A 15,006-nucleotide genomic window follows, 5' to 3' on the forward strand; every position below is an offset into this window, starting at 1 on the left:
CCTTCATTTCCTCCCTTTCACCTTCACCGCGGTCATAGCTGCCTTACGGCAGCCGGTATGCGGGTCACGTTTTCGGAGAGCGACACCACATGTCCCAGCCCCAGCTCCAATCCTTCAACCAGTCGGTCATTGATGAGTTCCGATCCAACGGTGGAAAAGTCGGTGGCCCGTTCGAGGGCAGCGAACTTCTGCTGTTGACCACCACCGGCGCCACGTCCGGGAAGCCGCACACCGTGCCCCTCGGCTGCATCCGCGACGGCGGCCTGCTGCTGATCGTCGGCTCCAACCTCGGCGCGCCGGACCACCCCGACTGGTACCGCAACCTGCTTGCGCACCCGCAGGTGCAGGTGGAGGTCGGCACCGAGGCGTACGAGGCGATCGCGGTGCCTGCCGAGGGTGAGCGCCGCGACCAGTTGTTCGCGCAGGTGGTGAGCGTGGCTCCCGGGTACGGCGATTACCAGGCCGGGACCGTCCGCGTCCTGCCGGTCGTGGCGTTGGAGCCCGCCGAGCCCGAGTACGAGGAAGCGGACGGCGAGAATCCGCGCGAGATCACGACTCTCGCCGACAAACTCGTACAGGTCCACACGTGGCTGCGCGCGCAGTTGCGGCACGTACGCACCGAGGCGGAGGCGCACCTCGCGGCGCGGGCCGCCCACCAGGGCTCGGGCGCTCCGCCGGCGCCGGGGCTCGGGCTGCAGATCCGGCAACACTGCCTGGCCTTCTGCCAGAGCCTGGAGTTCCACCACACCGGCGAGGACGGCCACATCTTCCCCACCGTCGCCCGCCACCACCCCGAACTGCGTCCCGCCCTCGACCGGCTCCGGGAGGAACACCGGACCATCGCCCGCATCCAGAACGATCTTCTCGGCCTCCTCGCGGACATCGGCAACGCCGACCCGAAACGTTTCCTCACCGACCTGGAGCGGATGTCAGGAGAACTTCGGGCCCACCTCGCGTACGAGGAGGAACAGTTGATCCCCGCCCTGGCCGATGTTCCTTGGCCGCCGCCTGCGCCGAGTGCGCGCTGAAGAGAGCGCCGGCACGTGAGGTAAGCGTTGGGAGGTAGGTGTGGTCGGGCCGGGCCGTTTCCGACGGCGCGGTCGGCTCGGGTACGCCGGCCCGGCTCCTGCTTATGGAGTTCCTCTACTGGAGTTCCTCTATGACTTAGACAAACTCGGCAGGCCCGGTGAGCCCGACGGAAGTCTCGACAAGGCCTGGGCCGGTCTTCAGTTCCTGCTGGGCGCCGCTAGCGTGTCGGTCGACCTCATGATGGACGGATTTCCGATCGGCGAGGAGGGTCTCAGCGGATGGAGCGCCGAAGAGGTGAGGGAGGCGGCGACGGAGCTGATGACCGTATCGTTCGAGCGCTTGGCCGCCCATTACGACCCGACGCAGATGAAGGCGGAGGATGTTTACCCCAATGTGTGGGGCATCGACGAGGAAGCGGATATCGAGCGCCGACGCGAGTACTACGAGGTGCTGGTACGTTTCTTCAACACCAGCGCGCTCGGAGTCCGCGGCCATCATGTGCTTCAGCTTTCAGGCCGCGACGCCGGCTCGTTTTGTGGGGCGCGTGCCTTGCCCCTGCGGCCCACACCCCACACCGCCAGGATGACCAGCGCGCATCCTCCGAGCTGGCTGGCTGTGGGCCGTTCCCCGATCGCCATCCCGAGTCCGATCGCCATCACCGGTTGCAGAAGCAGTAGTGCGGCGCCGACGTTGGGTGCCAGGCGCGGCAGCGCGGGCGTCATCACCAGCCAGGCCAGTACCTGCCCGACGAGAGCCAGCGCGGTCAGCCAGGCCCAGGCACGACCGTCGAGGGACACGTCGATACCGGTCCACACTCCGCCGAGCAGCGCGGCGGTGCCCGCGGCGGCCGCGGTGGACGTGCAGACCGGGCCGACCGTGTGCCCCTGCCCGCCGCCGAGCCGCATCAGGAAGAGGTACCCGGCGTATCCGAAGCCGGCGACCAGCCCGAATGCCGCGCCCGCCACGGGGTCGCTGCCCTGCGCCGGAGCGCCGACGGCTCCGCTGGCGAGTGCGACTCCCAGCAGCATGACGGGCGCTGCAGAAACGAATCTGCGCGGTATGGGGGTACGGGTGAAAGCGCGCGCCAGCAGCGGGAAGATCACCACCTGGATGTTGATGACCACTGTGGCGACGGAAGCGCCGACCCTGTGGATCGCCGCCGCCCAGAAGACGTAGTCGATGCCGAGCAACAGCCCCGCGGCCAGGTCCAGGCGCCGGAACCGCCATGCCCGCGGCCCGGCCGCACGCCGCTCCGCGAGCGCGAGCGGCACCAGCACGGTCAGCGCGATGGCGCAGCGGAAGAACGCCGCCGTTCCCGCACTCGTACCGGACAGTTTGACGAAGACGGCGGACGCGGAGATGCAGAGGCTGCCCCCGAGCACCATCCCTACGGCCTTCCGATCCGCGCCACCCTCGCGCGGCACTTCACCGCTCCGCGCTCCAGCAGCACCCGAACTCCGGGCTTCAGCACCATTCCGGGCTTCAGCACTACTCCAGGCTTCAGCACTGCTCCGGGCTTCAGCTGCGCCTCGGCCTTCAGCACTGCTCCAGGCTTCAGCCGCGCCTCGGCCTTCAGCACCGCTCCGGGATCCAGCCGCGCCTCGATCTTCAGCACCGCTCCGGGCATCGCCGCGCCGGCCTTCACCAGTTTCCGGAACCCTCATTTCTCCACTCTGTCCCCCACCACCCATCAACAAAAGCGACGTTCTGTCACCACAACCCGGTACCTCTGCTTATCTGTCACTAGCCTGAGCGCGTGATCAACTTGGAGCGATTGCGCGCCCTGGCGGCGGTGGACACGCACGGTTCCATCGCCCGTGCCGCACAGGCCCTGCACATCACGCCGTCCGGGATGAGCCAGCAGCTGAGCAAGCTGGAACGGGAGTGCGGGCACCGGCTTTTGGAGCCGGAGGGCCGCAGTGTCCGGCTGACGCACGCCGGCCGTGTGCTCGCGGACCACGCCGCCGTGGTCATGTCCCAACTCGCCGGCGCGGAACAGGACCTGGCCGCCCTGGAAAAGGAAGTGCTGGGCGGGCTGCGGATCGGCGCTGTGGGAAGCGCCATCCGGACCCTGCTACCCACCACGCTGGCCGTCCTGGCCGCGCGCCACCCACGGCTCACCCCGTCGGTACGCGACGGCGAGGTGGCCGACCTGCTTGCCGCCCTGCTGAACGGCGAACTCGACCTGCTTCTCATCGAGAACTGGTCGAACCGGCCACGGCACATCCCGGAAGGCGTCGCCGTACGCACGCTCGTCACGGAACAGGCGCACGTGGCGCTGCCCGCGGACCATCCGCTCGGCGAGCGGCCCGTGCTCCGCCTCGCCGACCTCGGCGACGTCCCGTGGGCGGCCTGCCCTCCGGGGTCCGAACCGCGCGAAGCGCTCGTCCAGGCCCTGCGGACCCACGGTGTCGAGCCGGAGATCCGCTACAGCATCAGCGACCACGCCACCCAGCTCACACTGGTGGCGGCCGGCTTGACCGTCGCGCTCATACCGGAAGCGGCGCGGCTTCGGACACCGCCCGGCGTCCGGTGCGTACCGACGGATCCGCCGCTGCGGCGTCACGTGCAGGCGGCCTGGCTGTCCCGTGCGGAAACTCCGCCCGTGCGCGCCTGCCTCGATGCCCTGACGTACGCGCCTCCCTCGGGGCCATCCGCTGTCGTGTCACCGGCAGTTGATTCCGAGGGGAACTGAAAGGGTGGGTGCGGCGTGGCTCCACGCGGCAGCGCACCACACGGCCCGCGGCCAGGCCGGCCTGGCCGCGTACGACTCCAGGGTGCCCTCGCGGACGCGGACACTTGACGGGCGGTGCTCGTCGAGCAGGCGCGCGACGGGTTGCCGTAATCGCCTGCTCAACGAGCCGCATCTGGATGCCGTAGCCATCAGCAGACAGACACCAACATCTGGGGGCAGCACCGGCCGGCCGCCGCCCGGCAACGCCGAGGAAGCTTTGGCGCTCGCGCGTACCGAGTACGCCCCGGTGTGGCCGGACGGGACACCCGCGCCCTTGCGGGTGTACGAGTTCGACATCGGGTTTCTCGTGTACGCGAAGCTGCCTCCCCGGCCGGCCACCACGCCGGACGGGCGACGCCGCCCACCCGGGAACCCGGGTGGGGCGTGCGTGGTCGTGGCCAAGGACACCGGGGAGATCAGCAGGGTGCCGCTGCGGCCGCCGGTGGATGCGGTCGCGCTGTACCGGCGGTTCCACCGGCCCCGCGGCGGTGGCGTCAGCCCCGTGCTGCCGCGATCTGACGGGACATGATCGTCGTCAGTTCGTACGCCGTGTGGGAGGCCGCCACGGACGTGATCTCCGCATGGTCGTACGCGGGGGCCACCTCCACCAGGTCGGCGGAGATCAGGTTGCAGGAGGACAGGCCGCGGAGGATCTCCAGGAGTTCGCGGGAGGTGAGGCCGCCCGCCTCCGGGGTGCCGGTGCCCGGGGCGTGGGCCGGGTCCAGGACGTCGATGTCGATGGAGATGTACAGGGGGCGGTCGCCGATGCGCTGGCGGAGCTGGTCGGCGACCTCGTCGACGCCGCGGCGCATGACGTCGGCGGACGTGACGATGCCGAAGCCCATCTTCTCGTCGTCGTCGAGGTCCTTCTTGCCGTAGAGGGGGCCGCGGGTGCCGACGTGGGAGAGGGCGGAGGTGTCGAGGATGCCTTCCTCGACGGCGCGGCGGAACGGGGTGCCGTGGGTGTACTCGGCGCCGAAGTAGGTGTCCCAGGTGTCCAGGTGGGCGTCGAAGTGGAGCAGGGCGACCGGGCCGTGCTTCTTGGCCATGGAGCGCAGCAGGGGCAGCGCGATGGTGTGGTCGCCGCCCAGCGTCATCAGACGGGCGCCGGTGTCCAGGAGGTCGTCGGCGGCGGCCTCGATGGTGTCGACGGCCTCGTTGATGTTGAAGGGGTTGGCGGCGATGTCGCCGGCGTCCGCGACCTGCGCGAGGGCGAAGGGGGACGCGTCCTGGGCCGGGTTGTACGGACGCAGCAGGCGGGAGGCCTCGCGGATGGCGTTGCCGCCGAAGCGGGCGCCGGGGCGGTAGGAGACGCCGGTGTCGAAGGGGACGCCGACCACCGCGACGTCGGCCGTGCCCACCTGGTCGAGGCGGGGCAGCCGGGCGAAGGTCGCCGGGCCCGCGTAGCGGGGGACGCGGGAGGAGTCGACGGGGCCGACGGGTTCCTGGGGGGTGCCGGGGGTGGCGGATGCGGTGGTCATGGGCCGAGGTTAGGGAGCGGAGACCGGGATGCCCATGGACATTTATGACGATGTGGCGTCGGCGCATGGACACCGCGTCCATCGTGTGGTGCTTCAAGGGACAATGACCTCATGCCGATACTGCCGCCTGCTCCCAGCCGCACCGAACTCGTCGACCATCTCGTACGGACCCGGATCGCCGGTGAGGTCGCCACTCCCCGCGAGAACAACCTCGATCATTACCGCAAGCTGGCCAACGGAGACCGCCACTACTGGCTCGGTCTCGAACTCGGGGACCGCTGGACCGACGAGCAGGACGTGCTCGCGGTGATGGCCGAGCGGTGCGGCGTCAACGACGACACCCGCCACCGGATGGGCCAGGACACCATTGATCCCGAGCTGACGGTGGACGCCCTGGACCGTGCGGCCGCCCGGCTGCGCAAGGCCGCCGCGGGCCGGGAGCGTGTGCTGTTCGCGACCGGGCATCCGGGCGGGCTGCTGGACGTGCACCGGGCGACCGCCGAGGCGCTGCGCGCGCGGGGCTGCGACATCGTCGTCGTGCCGGACGGGCTGCGGGCGGACGACGGGATGGTGTTCCAGTTCGCCGACGTGGCAATGCTGGAGCGCGGCGCGACGCTGTGGCACACCCATTCCCCCGCGCCGATGACCGCCGTACTGGACGGTCTGGAGCGGGCGGGTGCGGCGCTGCCCGACCTGGTCATGGCCGATCACGGCTGGGCCGGGTGCGCGGGGCAGCGCGGCCTGGACGCCATGGGATTCGCGGACTGCAACGACCCGGCGCTGTTCCTGGGCGAGGCGGAGGGCACGCTCCAGGTGACGATCCCACTGGACGATCATGTGCTGAGCCCGCGCTACTACGACCCGCTGACGGCGTACCTGCTCGGCGCGGCGGGGCTGCTGGGCTGAGCGATACGGCCGACGATACGGCGAGCGGCACGTGGGGCGCGCCCACGTGCCCCCCTCAGCCCCCAGTCGCTCACTCCCGCGGCGCCCGGATGACCCCTTCTTGGATCACCGACACCGCGAGCTGCCCGTCCGCCGTGAAGATCCGGCCCTTGCCCAGCCCCCGCCCGCCCTGCGCGGTGGGTGACTCCTGGTCGTACAGCAGCCAGTCGTCGGCCCGGAACGGCCGGTGGAACCACATGGCGTGGTCCAGGCTGGCGCCGACCACGTCACCGACGGCCCAGCCGCCGCGCCCGTGGGCGAGCAGCACCGAGTCCAGCAGGGTCATGTCGGAGACGTAGGTGACCAGGCAGATGTGCAGCAGCGGCTGGTCGATGTCGCCGTCCAGTTTGCCGTGCGTACGGAACCAGACCTGGGAGCGCGGTTCGCGCGGTTCCCCCGCGGTGCCGAAGGGCGGCTCGTCCACGTAGCGCAGGTCGACGGCGGCCCGCGCCTCCAGGAGGCGCTGTGCGACGCCCGGTTCGCGGAAGCGGTCGGCGTAGCGGGGCAGCATTTCGGCGGCGGTGGGCAGGGTCAGGGGGTCCGGTGCGTCCGGCATCGGTTCCTGGTGTTCCATGCCCTCCTCGTACACCTGGAAGGACGCGGAGAGGTGGAAGATCGGCTGCCCGTGCTGGACGGCGACGACGCGGCGGGTGGTGAAGGACCGGCCGTCGCGGATGCGGTCGACGGTGTAGACGATGGGCGCGCCGGGGTCGCCGGGCCGCAGGAAGTAGGCGTGCAGGGAGTGCGGCGGGCGGTCTTCGGGGACGGTGCGCCCGGCGGCGACCAGGGCCTGGGCTGCGACCTGGCCGCCGAAGACCCGGGGCACCACGGAGGGGCGGCTGGTACCGCGGAAGATGTCCTGCTCGATGCGCTCCAGGTCGAGCTGTTCGAGCAGGGCGGTGAGGGCGTCGTTCACGCGCGTACGGCTTTCACTCGGGCGGGGCGCGGGGGCCGGCTGCCGGGCCTCACAACCCCATGGACTTGGCGATGATGGAGCGCATGACTTCGCTGGTGCCGCCGTAGATGCGGGTGACGCGGGTGTCGGCGTACAGGCGGGAGATCGGGTACTCCTGCATGTAGCCGTAGCCGCCGTGCAGCTGGAGGCACTTGTCGATGACGACGGCGGCGCGCTCGGTGGTGAAGAGTTTGGCGGAGGCGGCGTCGGCGGCGGTCAGTTCGCCCGCGTCGTGGGCGTCGAGGGCGCGGTCGACGACGGCCTGCATGGCGTCCACCTCGGACTTGCAGTCGGCGAGGACGAACTTGGTGTTCTGGAAGGAGGCGACGGACTTGCCGAAGACCTCGCGGTCCTGGACGTACTCCTTGGCGAACCGGACGGCCGCGGCGGCCTGGGCGTAGGCGCCGATGGCGATGCCGAGACGTTCCTGCGGGAGGTTCTGGCCGAGGTAGGAGAACGCCTTGCCCTCTTCGCCGAGGCGGTCCTCGACGGGCACCTTGACGTCGCTGAAGGAGAGTTCGGCGGTGTCGGAGCTCTTGAGACCGAGCTTTTCCAGCTTGCGGCCGACCGCATAGCCCTCGGAGGTGGTGTCGACGACCAGGAGGGTGATGCCGCCGCGGCGGTCCTCCGGGGTGGGAGGGGCGGTGCGGGCGCAGACGATGACGCGGTCGGCGAGGACGCCGCCGGTGATGAAGGTCTTGGCGCCGTTGAGGACGTAGTGGGTGCCGTCCTCGGAGAGCTTGGCGGTGGTCTTCATGCCGGCCAGGTCGGAGCCGGTGCCGGGCTCGGTCATGGCGATGGCGGTCATCATGTCGCCAGAGACGAAGGAGGGCAGCCAGCGCCGCTTCTGCTCCTCATTGGCGTACTTGAGGAAGTACGGGAGGCAGAGCGCGGTGTGTACGCCGGAGCCGCCGAAGCTGACGCCCGCCCGGGCGCATTCCTCGGTGATGACGGCGTTGAACTTGAAGCTGGTCTCGCCGGCGCCGCCGTACTCCTCGGGGACCTCGATGCCGAAGACGCCCAGTTCGCCGAGTTTCTTGTAGAAGTCGCGGGGGGCCTGGCCGGCCTGCATCCACTCGTCGTAGACGGGGACGACCTCGGCGGCGATGAAGTCGCGGATGGTTTCCCGGAACGCCTCGTGATCCTCGTTGAACACCGTACGGCGCATCCGCCGCCTCCTCAGGTCCGCCGGCCGGCCGGAGCCGACCCCTCGACTAAGCGCTTGCTCAGCCGAAAGCTACCCGCCGGTCAGTCGCGCTGTCCAGAGGAACGCGAGGGGCCGGAGGGAGCCTGGATGCCGCCTGCCCCCCCGTCCGTGGCCACCGCCGCGAAGGCCCCCCGGGCCAGCCGGTGCAGCAGCGCCGACATCTCCGTACGGCCCGGGAGCGCGCCGGGGCGGCTGAGGTGCGGGGTGGAGTTGAGCAGCCCGAAGACGGCGTGCACGGAGGCGCGCGCGTCCGCTTCCGTGTACGCCGGGTACACCTCGCGCACCACCTGCACCCACAGCTCCACGTACTCGCGCTGGAGGCGGCGCACCCGCTTGCGGTCGGCCTCGCGCAGCCGGTCCAGTTCGCGGTCGTGGACGGTGATCAGCGGCCGGTCGTCGAGGGCGAAGTCGATGTGCCCCTCGATCAGGGCGTCCAGTACCGCGTCGGGGCTGTCGCCGCCGGATGCGGCGCGGATGCGGCCGCCCTCCAGGAGCCGTTCGCTGATGCCGACGAGCAGCTCGGCGAGCATCGCGTCCTTGCCGGCGAAGTGCCGGTAGAGGCCGGGCCCGGAGATGCCGACGGCGGCACCGATCTCGTCCACGCCGACACCGTGGAACCCGCGCTCGGCGAAGAGGCGGGCCGCCTCCTTGAGGATCTGCTCGCGTCGGCTGGTGGCTGCCGGGACGTGTGTGCTGCTCATACAACTAATTGTAGACAGGCGGGTTAGTGGTCGTTAACCTGGTGGAAATGAGTTAACGGCCATTAACAGCCGGGCGATCCCCGGCGTCCGCGGCAGCCGTACGGGCAAGCCGTGGTGAGGGAGCCGTGGCGATGGAGCCGAAGGAGGCGGGGGCACGGATGCGGATGGACCCGGCGGAAGTGGCACCGGTGCTCGACAGCACGGCCGACCCGGCGTCGGACGCCTGGCGCGCCAACGAGGCCGCCCACCAGGAGCTGGCCGAGGACCTGCGGTCCCGGCTCGCCGCGGCCCGCCTGGGCGGCGGCGAGAAGGCCAGGGCCCGGCACACGGCGCGCGGCAAGCTGCTGCCCCGGGAGCGGGTGGACGCGCTGCTGGACCCCGGCTCGCCGTTCCTGGAGCTGGCGCCGCTGGCGGCGGAGGGGATGTACGGCGGGGCCGCGCCGGCCGCGGGCGTGATCGCGGGCGTCGGGCGGGTCTCCGGCCGCGAGACGGTGATCGTCGCCAACGACGCCACGGTCAAGGGCGGCACGTACTACCCGATGACGGTCAAGAAGCACCTGCGCGCCCAGGAGGTGGCGCTGGAGAACCGCCTCCCGTGCCTGTACCTGGTCGACTCGGGCGGCGCCTTCCTGCCGATGCAGGACGAGGTCTTCCCGGACCGCGAGCACTTCGGGCGGATCTTCTACAACCAGGCCCGGATGTCGGGCGCGGGCATCCCGCAGATCGCGGCGGTCCTCGGCTCCTGCACGGCGGGCGGCGCGTACGTCCCGGCGATGAGCGACGAGGCCGTGATCGTACGGAACCAGGGCACGATCTTCCTGGGCGGCCCGCCGCTGGTGAAGGCCGCGACCGGCGAGGTCGTCACGGCCGAGGAGCTGGGCGGCGGCGAGGTGCACTCCCGTACGTCCGGCGTCACCGACCACCTCGCCGAGGACGACGCGCACGCGCTGCGCATCGTGCGCACCATCGTCTCCACACTCGGGGACCGCGGCCCGCTGCCCTGGACGGTGCGGCCCGCCGAGGAGCCCAAGGCCGACCCGGCCGGGCTGTACGGCGCGGTGCCCGCCGACTCCCGTACGCCCTATGACGTACGCGAGGTCATCGCGCGCGTCGTGGACGGCTCCCGCTTCGCCGAGTTCAAGGCCGAGTACGGCACGACGCTGGTCACGGGCTTCGCCCACATCCACGGCCATCCGGTCGGCATCGTCGCCAACAACGGCATCCTGTTCTCCGAATCCGCCCAGAAGGGCGCGCACTTCATCGAGCTGTGCGACCAGCGCGGCATCCCGCTGGTCTTCCTGCAGAACATCTCCGGCTTCATGGTCGGCCGTGACTACGAGGCGGGCGGCATCGCCAAGCACGGCGCGAAGATGGTCACGGCGGTGGCCTGCACCCGCGTCCCCAAGCTGACCGTCGTGATCGGCGGCTCGTACGGCGCGGGCAACTACTCGATGTGCGGCCGCGCCTATTCGCCCCGCTTCCTGTGGATGTGGCCGAACGCGAAGATCTCGGTGATGGGCGGCGAGCAGGCCGCGTCCGTCCTCGCGACGGTCAAGCGCGACCAGCTGGAGGCGCGCGGCGAGGAATGGAGCGCCGAGGAGGAGGCCGCCTTCAAGGCCCCGGTCCGCGAGCAGTACGAGACACAGGGCAGCGCCTATTACGCGACCGCGCGCCTGTGGGACGACGGGGTCATCGACCCGCTGGACACCCGCCGGGTGCTGGGGCTGGCCCTGACGGCGTGCGGCAACGCGCCGCTGGGCGAGCCGGGCTACGGCGTCTTCCGGATGTGAGGGGAGTGCGGGGAGTGAAGGAACAGATGAGCATGTTCGACACCGTCCTGGTCGCCAACCGGGGCGAGATCGCGGTCCGCGTCATCCGGACGCTGCGCGCGCTGGGCGTCCGCTCGGTCGCCGTCTTCAGCGACGCGGACGCCGACGCCCGGCATGTCCGTGAGGCCGACACGGCGGTACGGATCGGCCCGGCGCCGTCCACGGAAAGCTATCTGCACGCGGGCCGGCTGATCGAGGCCGCGCACCGCAGCGGCGCGCAGGCCGTGCACCCGGGGTACGGCTTCCTCGCCGAGAACACCGCGTTCGCCGCGGCCTGCGCCGACGCCGGGCTGGTCTTCATCGGGCCGTCCGCCGAGGCCATCGAGCTGATGGGCGACAAGATCCGCGCGAAGGAGACGGTGCGGGCGGCCGGTGTGCCGGTCGTGCCCGGCTCCTCCGGCAGCGGGCTGACCGACGCCCAACTGGCCGACGCCTCGCGAGAGATCGGGATGCCGGTGCTGCTGAAGCCGTCCGCGGGCGGTGGCGGCAAGGGCATGCGGCTGGTGCGGGACGAGGCGCTGCTAGCCGACGAGATCGCCGCGGCCCGGCGCGAGGCGCGCGGCTCCTTCGGCGACGACACGCTGCTGGTGGAGCGCTGGGTGGACCGCCCCCGGCACATCGAGATCCAGGTGCTGGCGGACGCACACGGCAACGTCGTCCACCTCGGCGAGCGCGAGTGCTCGCTCCAGCGCCGCCACCAGAAGGTGATCGAGGAGGCGCCGTCCGTCCTGCTGGACGAGGCGACGCGGGCCGCGATGGGCGAGGCCGCCGTGCAGGCCGCCCGCTCGTGCGGCTACCGGGGCGCGGGCACGGTCGAGTTCATCGTGCCGGGCGACGACCCCGCTTCGTACTACTTCATGGAGATGAACACCCGCCTCCAGGTCGAGCACCCCGTCACCGAGTACGTCACCGGTCTCGACCTCGTCGAGTGGCAGCTGCGGATCGCCGCCGGGGAGCCGCTGGCGTTCGGGCAGGACGGCGTCCGGCTGACCGGGCACGCCGTCGAGGCCCGGATCTGCGCCGAGACGGTCTCCGTCAGGGAGGGCGCGCGCGGCTTCCTGCCGTCCGGCGGTACGGTCCTGGCGCTCGCCGAGCCGCAGGGCGACGGGGTGCGCACGGACTCCGGCCTGGCCGAGGGCACGGAGGTCGGCAGCCTGTACGACCCGATGCTCTCGAAGGTCATCGCGTACGGCCCGGACCGCGCGACCGCGCTGCGCAAGCTGCGCGCCGCGCTCTCCGAAACGGTTGTGCTCGGCGTCCCCACCAACACCGGCTTCCTCCGCCGCCTGCTGGCCCACCCGGCCGTCGAGGCGGGCGAGCTGGACACCGGCCTGGTCGAGCGGGAGATGGACGCGCTGGTGCCGCGGGAGGTGCCCGCCGAGGTGTACGCGGCGGCCGCCGCCGTACGCAACGCGGCGCTGGAACCGGCGCCGGACGGCGGCTGGGTGGACCCGTTCGCCGTACCGGACGGCTGGCGGATCGGCGGCCGTACGGCGCCCGTCACCCACCAGGTCAAGGTCCCCGGCCACGACCCGGTGGCCGCCACCGGCACCGGGCACGTCACCGCCGACCGGGTCCGCGTCACCGTCGACGGTGTCGTGCACACCTTCCACCGGGCAGGCGACTGGCTCGGCCGGGACGGCGACACCTGGCACGTGACGGACCACGACCCGGTCGCCGAGACGCTGCGCGGCGCCGCCGGAGCACACGGCATGGACGCGCTGACCGCGCCGATGCCCGGCACGGTCACCGTCGTGAAGGTGGCCGTCGGCGACGAAGTGGCCGCCGGGCAGGGGCTGCTGGTCGTCGAGGCGATGAAGATGGAACACGTCATCTCCGCGCCGCACGCCGGCACGGTCAGCGAACTGGGCGTCTCCCCCGGCAGCACCGTCGCCATGGACCAGGTGCTCGCCGTCGTGGACCCGCACGAGAGCGCGCCACCGGACCCGGCATCCGGCCCGACCGAGGAGGCAGCGACATGACCGCGCCCGGACTCCCGATGCCCGTCCCGGCCCCCGGCCTGCCCGCCCGGGTCCGTATCCACGAGGTCGGCGCCCGCGACGGCCTGCAGAACGAATCCGCCGTCGTGCCCACCGAGGTCAAGGCCGAGTTCATCCGCCGCCTGGCGGAGGCCGGGCTGACGACGGTGGAGGCGACCAGTTTCGTGCACCCCAAGTGGGTGCCGCAGCTCGCCGACGCCGAGCGGCTCTACCCGATGCTGGCCGGCCTCGACGCGCGGCTGCCCGTCCTCGTCCCGAACGACCGCGGCCTGGACCGCGCGCTCGCCCTCGGGGCCCGCCGGATCGCGGTCTTCGGCAGCGCCACGGAGTCGTTCGCCAAGGCCAACCTGAACCGTACGGTCGAGGAATCGCTGGCCATGTTCACTCCGGTGGTGGCCCGCGCGAAGGCGGAGCAGGCGCACGTCCGCGGCTACCTCTCCATGTGCTTCGGCGACCCCTGGGAAGGCCCGGTGCCCATCGCGCAGGTCGTCCGGGTCTGCCGCGCCCTGCTCGACATGGGCTGCGACGAGCTGAGCCTGGGCGACACCATCGGCGTGGCCACCCCCGGGCACGTCCAGGCGCTGCTCGCCGCGCTGAACGAGGCGGGCGTGCCCACCGACCGCCTCGGCGTGCACTTCCACGACACGTACGGCCAGGCGCTGGCCAACACCCTCGCCGCGCTCCAGCACGGCGTCAGCACCGTCGACGCGTCGGCGGGCGGCCTCGGCGGCTGCCCGTACGCCAAGAGCGCCACCGGCAACCTCGCCACCGAAGACCTGGCGTGGATGCTGCACGGCCTCGGTATCGAGACCGGGGTCGATCTGGGCCGGCTCACCGCCACCAGCGTGTGGATGGCCGAACAGCTGGGCCGTCCGAGCCCGTCCCGCACCGTCCGTGCCCTCTCCCACAAGGAGTGAACGATGTCCCTGGACCACCGCCTGTCCCCTGAACTCGAAGAGCTGCGGCGCACGGTCGAGGCGTTCGCCCACGACGTGGTCGCCCCGAAGATCGGCGAGTTCTACGAGCGCCACGAGTTCCCGTACGACATAGTGCGGGAAATGGGCCGGATGGGGCTGTTCGGCCTGCCCTTCCCCGAGGAGTACGGCGGCATGGGCGGCGACTACCTCGCCCTCGGCATCGCCCTGGAGGAACTGGCCCGCGTCGACTCCTCGGTGGCGATCACCCTGGAGGCGGGCGTCTCGCTCGGCGCCATGCCCCTGTTCCACTTCGGCACCGAGGAGCAGAAGCGGGAGTGGCTGCCGCGGATGTGCGCGGGCGAGGTGCTCGGCGCCTTCGGCCTGACCGAGCCGGACGGCGGCTCGGACGCGGGCGCCACCCGCACCACGGCCGTACGGGACGGCGACAGCTGGGTGATCAACGGCAGCAAGTGCTTCATCACCAACTCCGGCACCGACATCACCGGCCTGGTCACGGTCACCGCCGTCACCGGCCGCAAGGACGACGGCAGCCCGCTGATCTCCTCGATCATCGTGCCGTCCGGCACCCCGGGCTTCACCGTCGGCGCCCCGTACTCCAAGGTCGGCTGGAACGCCTCGGACACCCGTGAGCTGTCCTTCTCCGACGTACGGGTCCCGGTCGGCAACCTCCTCGGCACGGAGGGCCGCGGCTACGCCCAGTTCCTGCGCATCCTGGACGAGGGCCGGATCGCCATCGCCGCGCTGGCCACCGGCCTCGCGCAGGGCTGTGTGGACGAGTCCGTGCGGTACGCCAAGGACCGGCACGCCTTCGGCCGGCCGATCGGCCACAACCAGGCCATCCAGTTCAAGCTGGCCGACATGGAGATGCGCGCCCACACCTCCCGGCTGGCCTGGCGCGACGCCGCGTCCCGCCTGGTGCACGGCGAGCCGTTCAAGAAGGAGGCGGCGCTCGCCAAGCTGTACTCCTCGGAGATCGCGGTGGACAACGCCCGCGAGGCCACCCAGATCCACGGCGGCTACGGCTTCATGAACGAGTACCCGGTCGCCCGCATGTGGCGGGACTCCAAGATCCTGGAGATCGGCGAGGGCACGAGCGAGGTGCAGCGGCTGCTGATCGCCCGCGAGCTGGGCGTGTAGCACGGCCGCACGGCGGGCTCGTACGGCATTCCCGTGCAGCCGCCCGGTAC

At 71.5% G+C, this 15,006-nt stretch carries 13 protein-coding genes and 1 pseudogene; 8 read left to right on the forward strand and 6 right to left on the reverse strand.

Annotated elements, in window-relative coordinates; genetic code table 11:
* Positions 1 to 89: 89 nt before the first annotated feature.
* Positions 90 to 1,028 carry a nitroreductase/quinone reductase family protein gene (locus ACZ53K_RS04770; RefSeq protein WP_468832079.1) on the forward strand — a complete coding sequence of 313 codons (939 nt, stop codon included), beginning with the start codon at positions 90 to 92 and terminating at the stop codon, positions 1,026 to 1,028.
* Positions 1,029 to 1,068: 40 nt separating this feature from the next.
* A pseudogene (locus ACZ53K_RS04775) lies at positions 1,069 to 1,446 on the forward strand (DUF1877 family protein); the annotation flags it as partial.
* A gap of 86 nt (positions 1,447 to 1,532) precedes the next feature.
* Here ACZ53K_RS04775 and ACZ53K_RS04780 read toward each other — a convergent pair.
* Positions 1,533 to 2,414, reverse strand: coding sequence for a DMT family transporter (locus tag ACZ53K_RS04780; protein WP_468832080.1), 882 nt, complete (start codon positions 2,412 to 2,414; stop codon positions 1,533 to 1,535).
* Positions 2,415 to 2,416: 2 nt separating this feature from the next.
* The gene (locus tag ACZ53K_RS04785; protein WP_468832081.1) at positions 2,417 to 2,674 is read right to left on the reverse strand and encodes a hypothetical protein; all 258 of its coding nucleotides are present in this window, start codon (positions 2,672 to 2,674) and stop codon (positions 2,417 to 2,419) included.
* A 111-nt stretch (positions 2,675 to 2,785) separates the two neighbouring features.
* Here ACZ53K_RS04785 and ACZ53K_RS04790 point away from each other — a divergent pair, with 111 nt between their 5' ends.
* Positions 2,786 to 3,724, forward strand: coding sequence for a LysR family transcriptional regulator (locus tag ACZ53K_RS04790; protein WP_468832082.1), 939 nt, complete (start codon positions 2,786 to 2,788; stop codon positions 3,722 to 3,724).
* Positions 3,725 to 4,257: 533 nt separating this feature from the next.
* Here ACZ53K_RS04790 and speB read toward each other — a convergent pair.
* Complete coding sequence (speB, locus tag ACZ53K_RS04795) at positions 4,258 to 5,244, reverse strand: agmatinase (RefSeq protein WP_468832084.1); 987 nt, start codon at positions 5,242 to 5,244, stop codon at positions 4,258 to 4,260.
* Between the two features lie 111 nt (positions 5,245 to 5,355).
* Between speB and ACZ53K_RS04800 the strand changes: the two genes are divergently transcribed.
* Positions 5,356 to 6,150: a phosphatase gene (locus ACZ53K_RS04800; protein WP_468832085.1), complete on the forward strand. Its 795-nt coding sequence runs from the start codon at positions 5,356 to 5,358 to the stop codon at positions 6,148 to 6,150.
* A gap of 70 nt (positions 6,151 to 6,220) precedes the next feature.
* Here ACZ53K_RS04800 and ACZ53K_RS04805 read toward each other — a convergent pair whose 3' ends face one another.
* From ACZ53K_RS04805 to ACZ53K_RS04815, 3 genes are all read right to left on the reverse strand, one after another.
* Positions 6,221 to 7,105, reverse strand: a complete 885-nt coding sequence (locus ACZ53K_RS04805) for an acyl-CoA thioesterase (RefSeq protein WP_468832086.1) — start codon at positions 7,103 to 7,105, stop codon at positions 6,221 to 6,223.
* Positions 7,106 to 7,154: 49 nt separating this feature from the next.
* Positions 7,155 to 8,312 carry an acyl-CoA dehydrogenase family protein gene (locus ACZ53K_RS04810; RefSeq protein WP_468832087.1) on the reverse strand — a complete coding sequence of 386 codons (1,158 nt, stop codon included), beginning with the start codon at positions 8,310 to 8,312 and terminating at the stop codon, positions 7,155 to 7,157.
* An 80-nt stretch (positions 8,313 to 8,392) separates the two neighbouring features.
* Positions 8,393 to 9,052, reverse strand: a complete 660-nt coding sequence (locus tag ACZ53K_RS04815; RefSeq protein WP_468832088.1) for an SACE_7040 family transcriptional regulator — start codon at positions 9,050 to 9,052, stop codon at positions 8,393 to 8,395.
* A gap of 164 nt (positions 9,053 to 9,216) precedes the next feature.
* Between ACZ53K_RS04815 and ACZ53K_RS04820 the strand changes: the two genes are divergently transcribed.
* Genes ACZ53K_RS04820 through ACZ53K_RS04835 form a run of 4 tightly spaced genes read left to right on the forward strand, consistent with a single transcriptional unit; the run spans position 9,217 to position 14,956 of the window.
* On the forward strand, positions 9,217 to 10,842 hold the full coding sequence (locus tag ACZ53K_RS04820) for a carboxyl transferase domain-containing protein (protein WP_468832347.1): 1,626 nt from the start codon (positions 9,217 to 9,219) through the stop codon (positions 10,840 to 10,842).
* A 32-nt stretch (positions 10,843 to 10,874) separates the two neighbouring features.
* The gene (locus tag ACZ53K_RS04825; protein ID WP_468832089.1) at positions 10,875 to 12,863 is read left to right on the forward strand and encodes an acetyl/propionyl/methylcrotonyl-CoA carboxylase subunit alpha; all 1,989 of its coding nucleotides are present in this window, start codon (positions 10,875 to 10,877) and stop codon (positions 12,861 to 12,863) included.
* On the forward strand, positions 12,860 to 13,798 hold the full coding sequence (locus ACZ53K_RS04830; RefSeq protein ID WP_468832090.1) for a hydroxymethylglutaryl-CoA lyase: 939 nt from the start codon (positions 12,860 to 12,862) through the stop codon (positions 13,796 to 13,798). The genes ACZ53K_RS04825 and ACZ53K_RS04830 overlap by 4 nt, the downstream gene beginning before the upstream one ends.
* Before the next feature lie 3 nt (positions 13,799 to 13,801).
* Positions 13,802 to 14,956 (forward strand): acyl-CoA dehydrogenase family protein, encoded by a 1,155-nt coding sequence (locus tag ACZ53K_RS04835; RefSeq protein ID WP_468832091.1) that lies wholly within the window; start codon positions 13,802 to 13,804, stop codon positions 14,954 to 14,956.
* The last annotated feature ends 50 nt before the right edge of the window (positions 14,957 to 15,006 follow it).

The organism is Streptomyces sp. NPDC033221, assembly GCF_055577005.1.

What these genes read in the sequence shown, in the direction of transcription:
- ACZ53K_RS04770 (WP_468832079.1), top strand. Translation starts at nt 90, where the DNA reads ATGTCCCAGCCCCAGCTCCAATCCTTCAACCAGTCGGTCATTGATGAG.
- ACZ53K_RS04780 (WP_468832080.1), bottom strand. Translation starts at nt 2,414, where the DNA reads ATGGTGCTCGGGGGCAGCCTCTGCATCTCCGCGTCCGCCGTCTTCGTC.
- speB (WP_468832084.1), bottom strand. Translation starts at nt 5,244, where the DNA reads ATGACCACCGCATCCGCCACCCCCGGCACCCCCCAGGAACCCGTCGGC.
- ACZ53K_RS04800 (WP_468832085.1), top strand. Translation starts at nt 5,356, where the DNA reads ATGCCGATACTGCCGCCTGCTCCCAGCCGCACCGAACTCGTCGACCAT.
- ACZ53K_RS04810 (WP_468832087.1), bottom strand. Translation starts at nt 8,312, where the DNA reads ATGCGCCGTACGGTGTTCAACGAGGATCACGAGGCGTTCCGGGAAACC.
- ACZ53K_RS04815 (WP_468832088.1), bottom strand. Translation starts at nt 9,052, where the DNA reads ATGAGCAGCACACACGTCCCGGCAGCCACCAGCCGACGCGAGCAGATC.
- ACZ53K_RS04820 (WP_468832347.1), top strand. Translation starts at nt 9,217, where the DNA reads ATGGACCCGGCGGAAGTGGCACCGGTGCTCGACAGCACGGCCGACCCG.
- ACZ53K_RS04825 (WP_468832089.1), top strand. Translation starts at nt 10,875, where the DNA reads ATGTTCGACACCGTCCTGGTCGCCAACCGGGGCGAGATCGCGGTCCGC.
- ACZ53K_RS04830 (WP_468832090.1), top strand. Translation starts at nt 12,860, where the DNA reads ATGACCGCGCCCGGACTCCCGATGCCCGTCCCGGCCCCCGGCCTGCCC.
- ACZ53K_RS04835 (WP_468832091.1), top strand. Translation starts at nt 13,802, where the DNA reads ATGTCCCTGGACCACCGCCTGTCCCCTGAACTCGAAGAGCTGCGGCGC.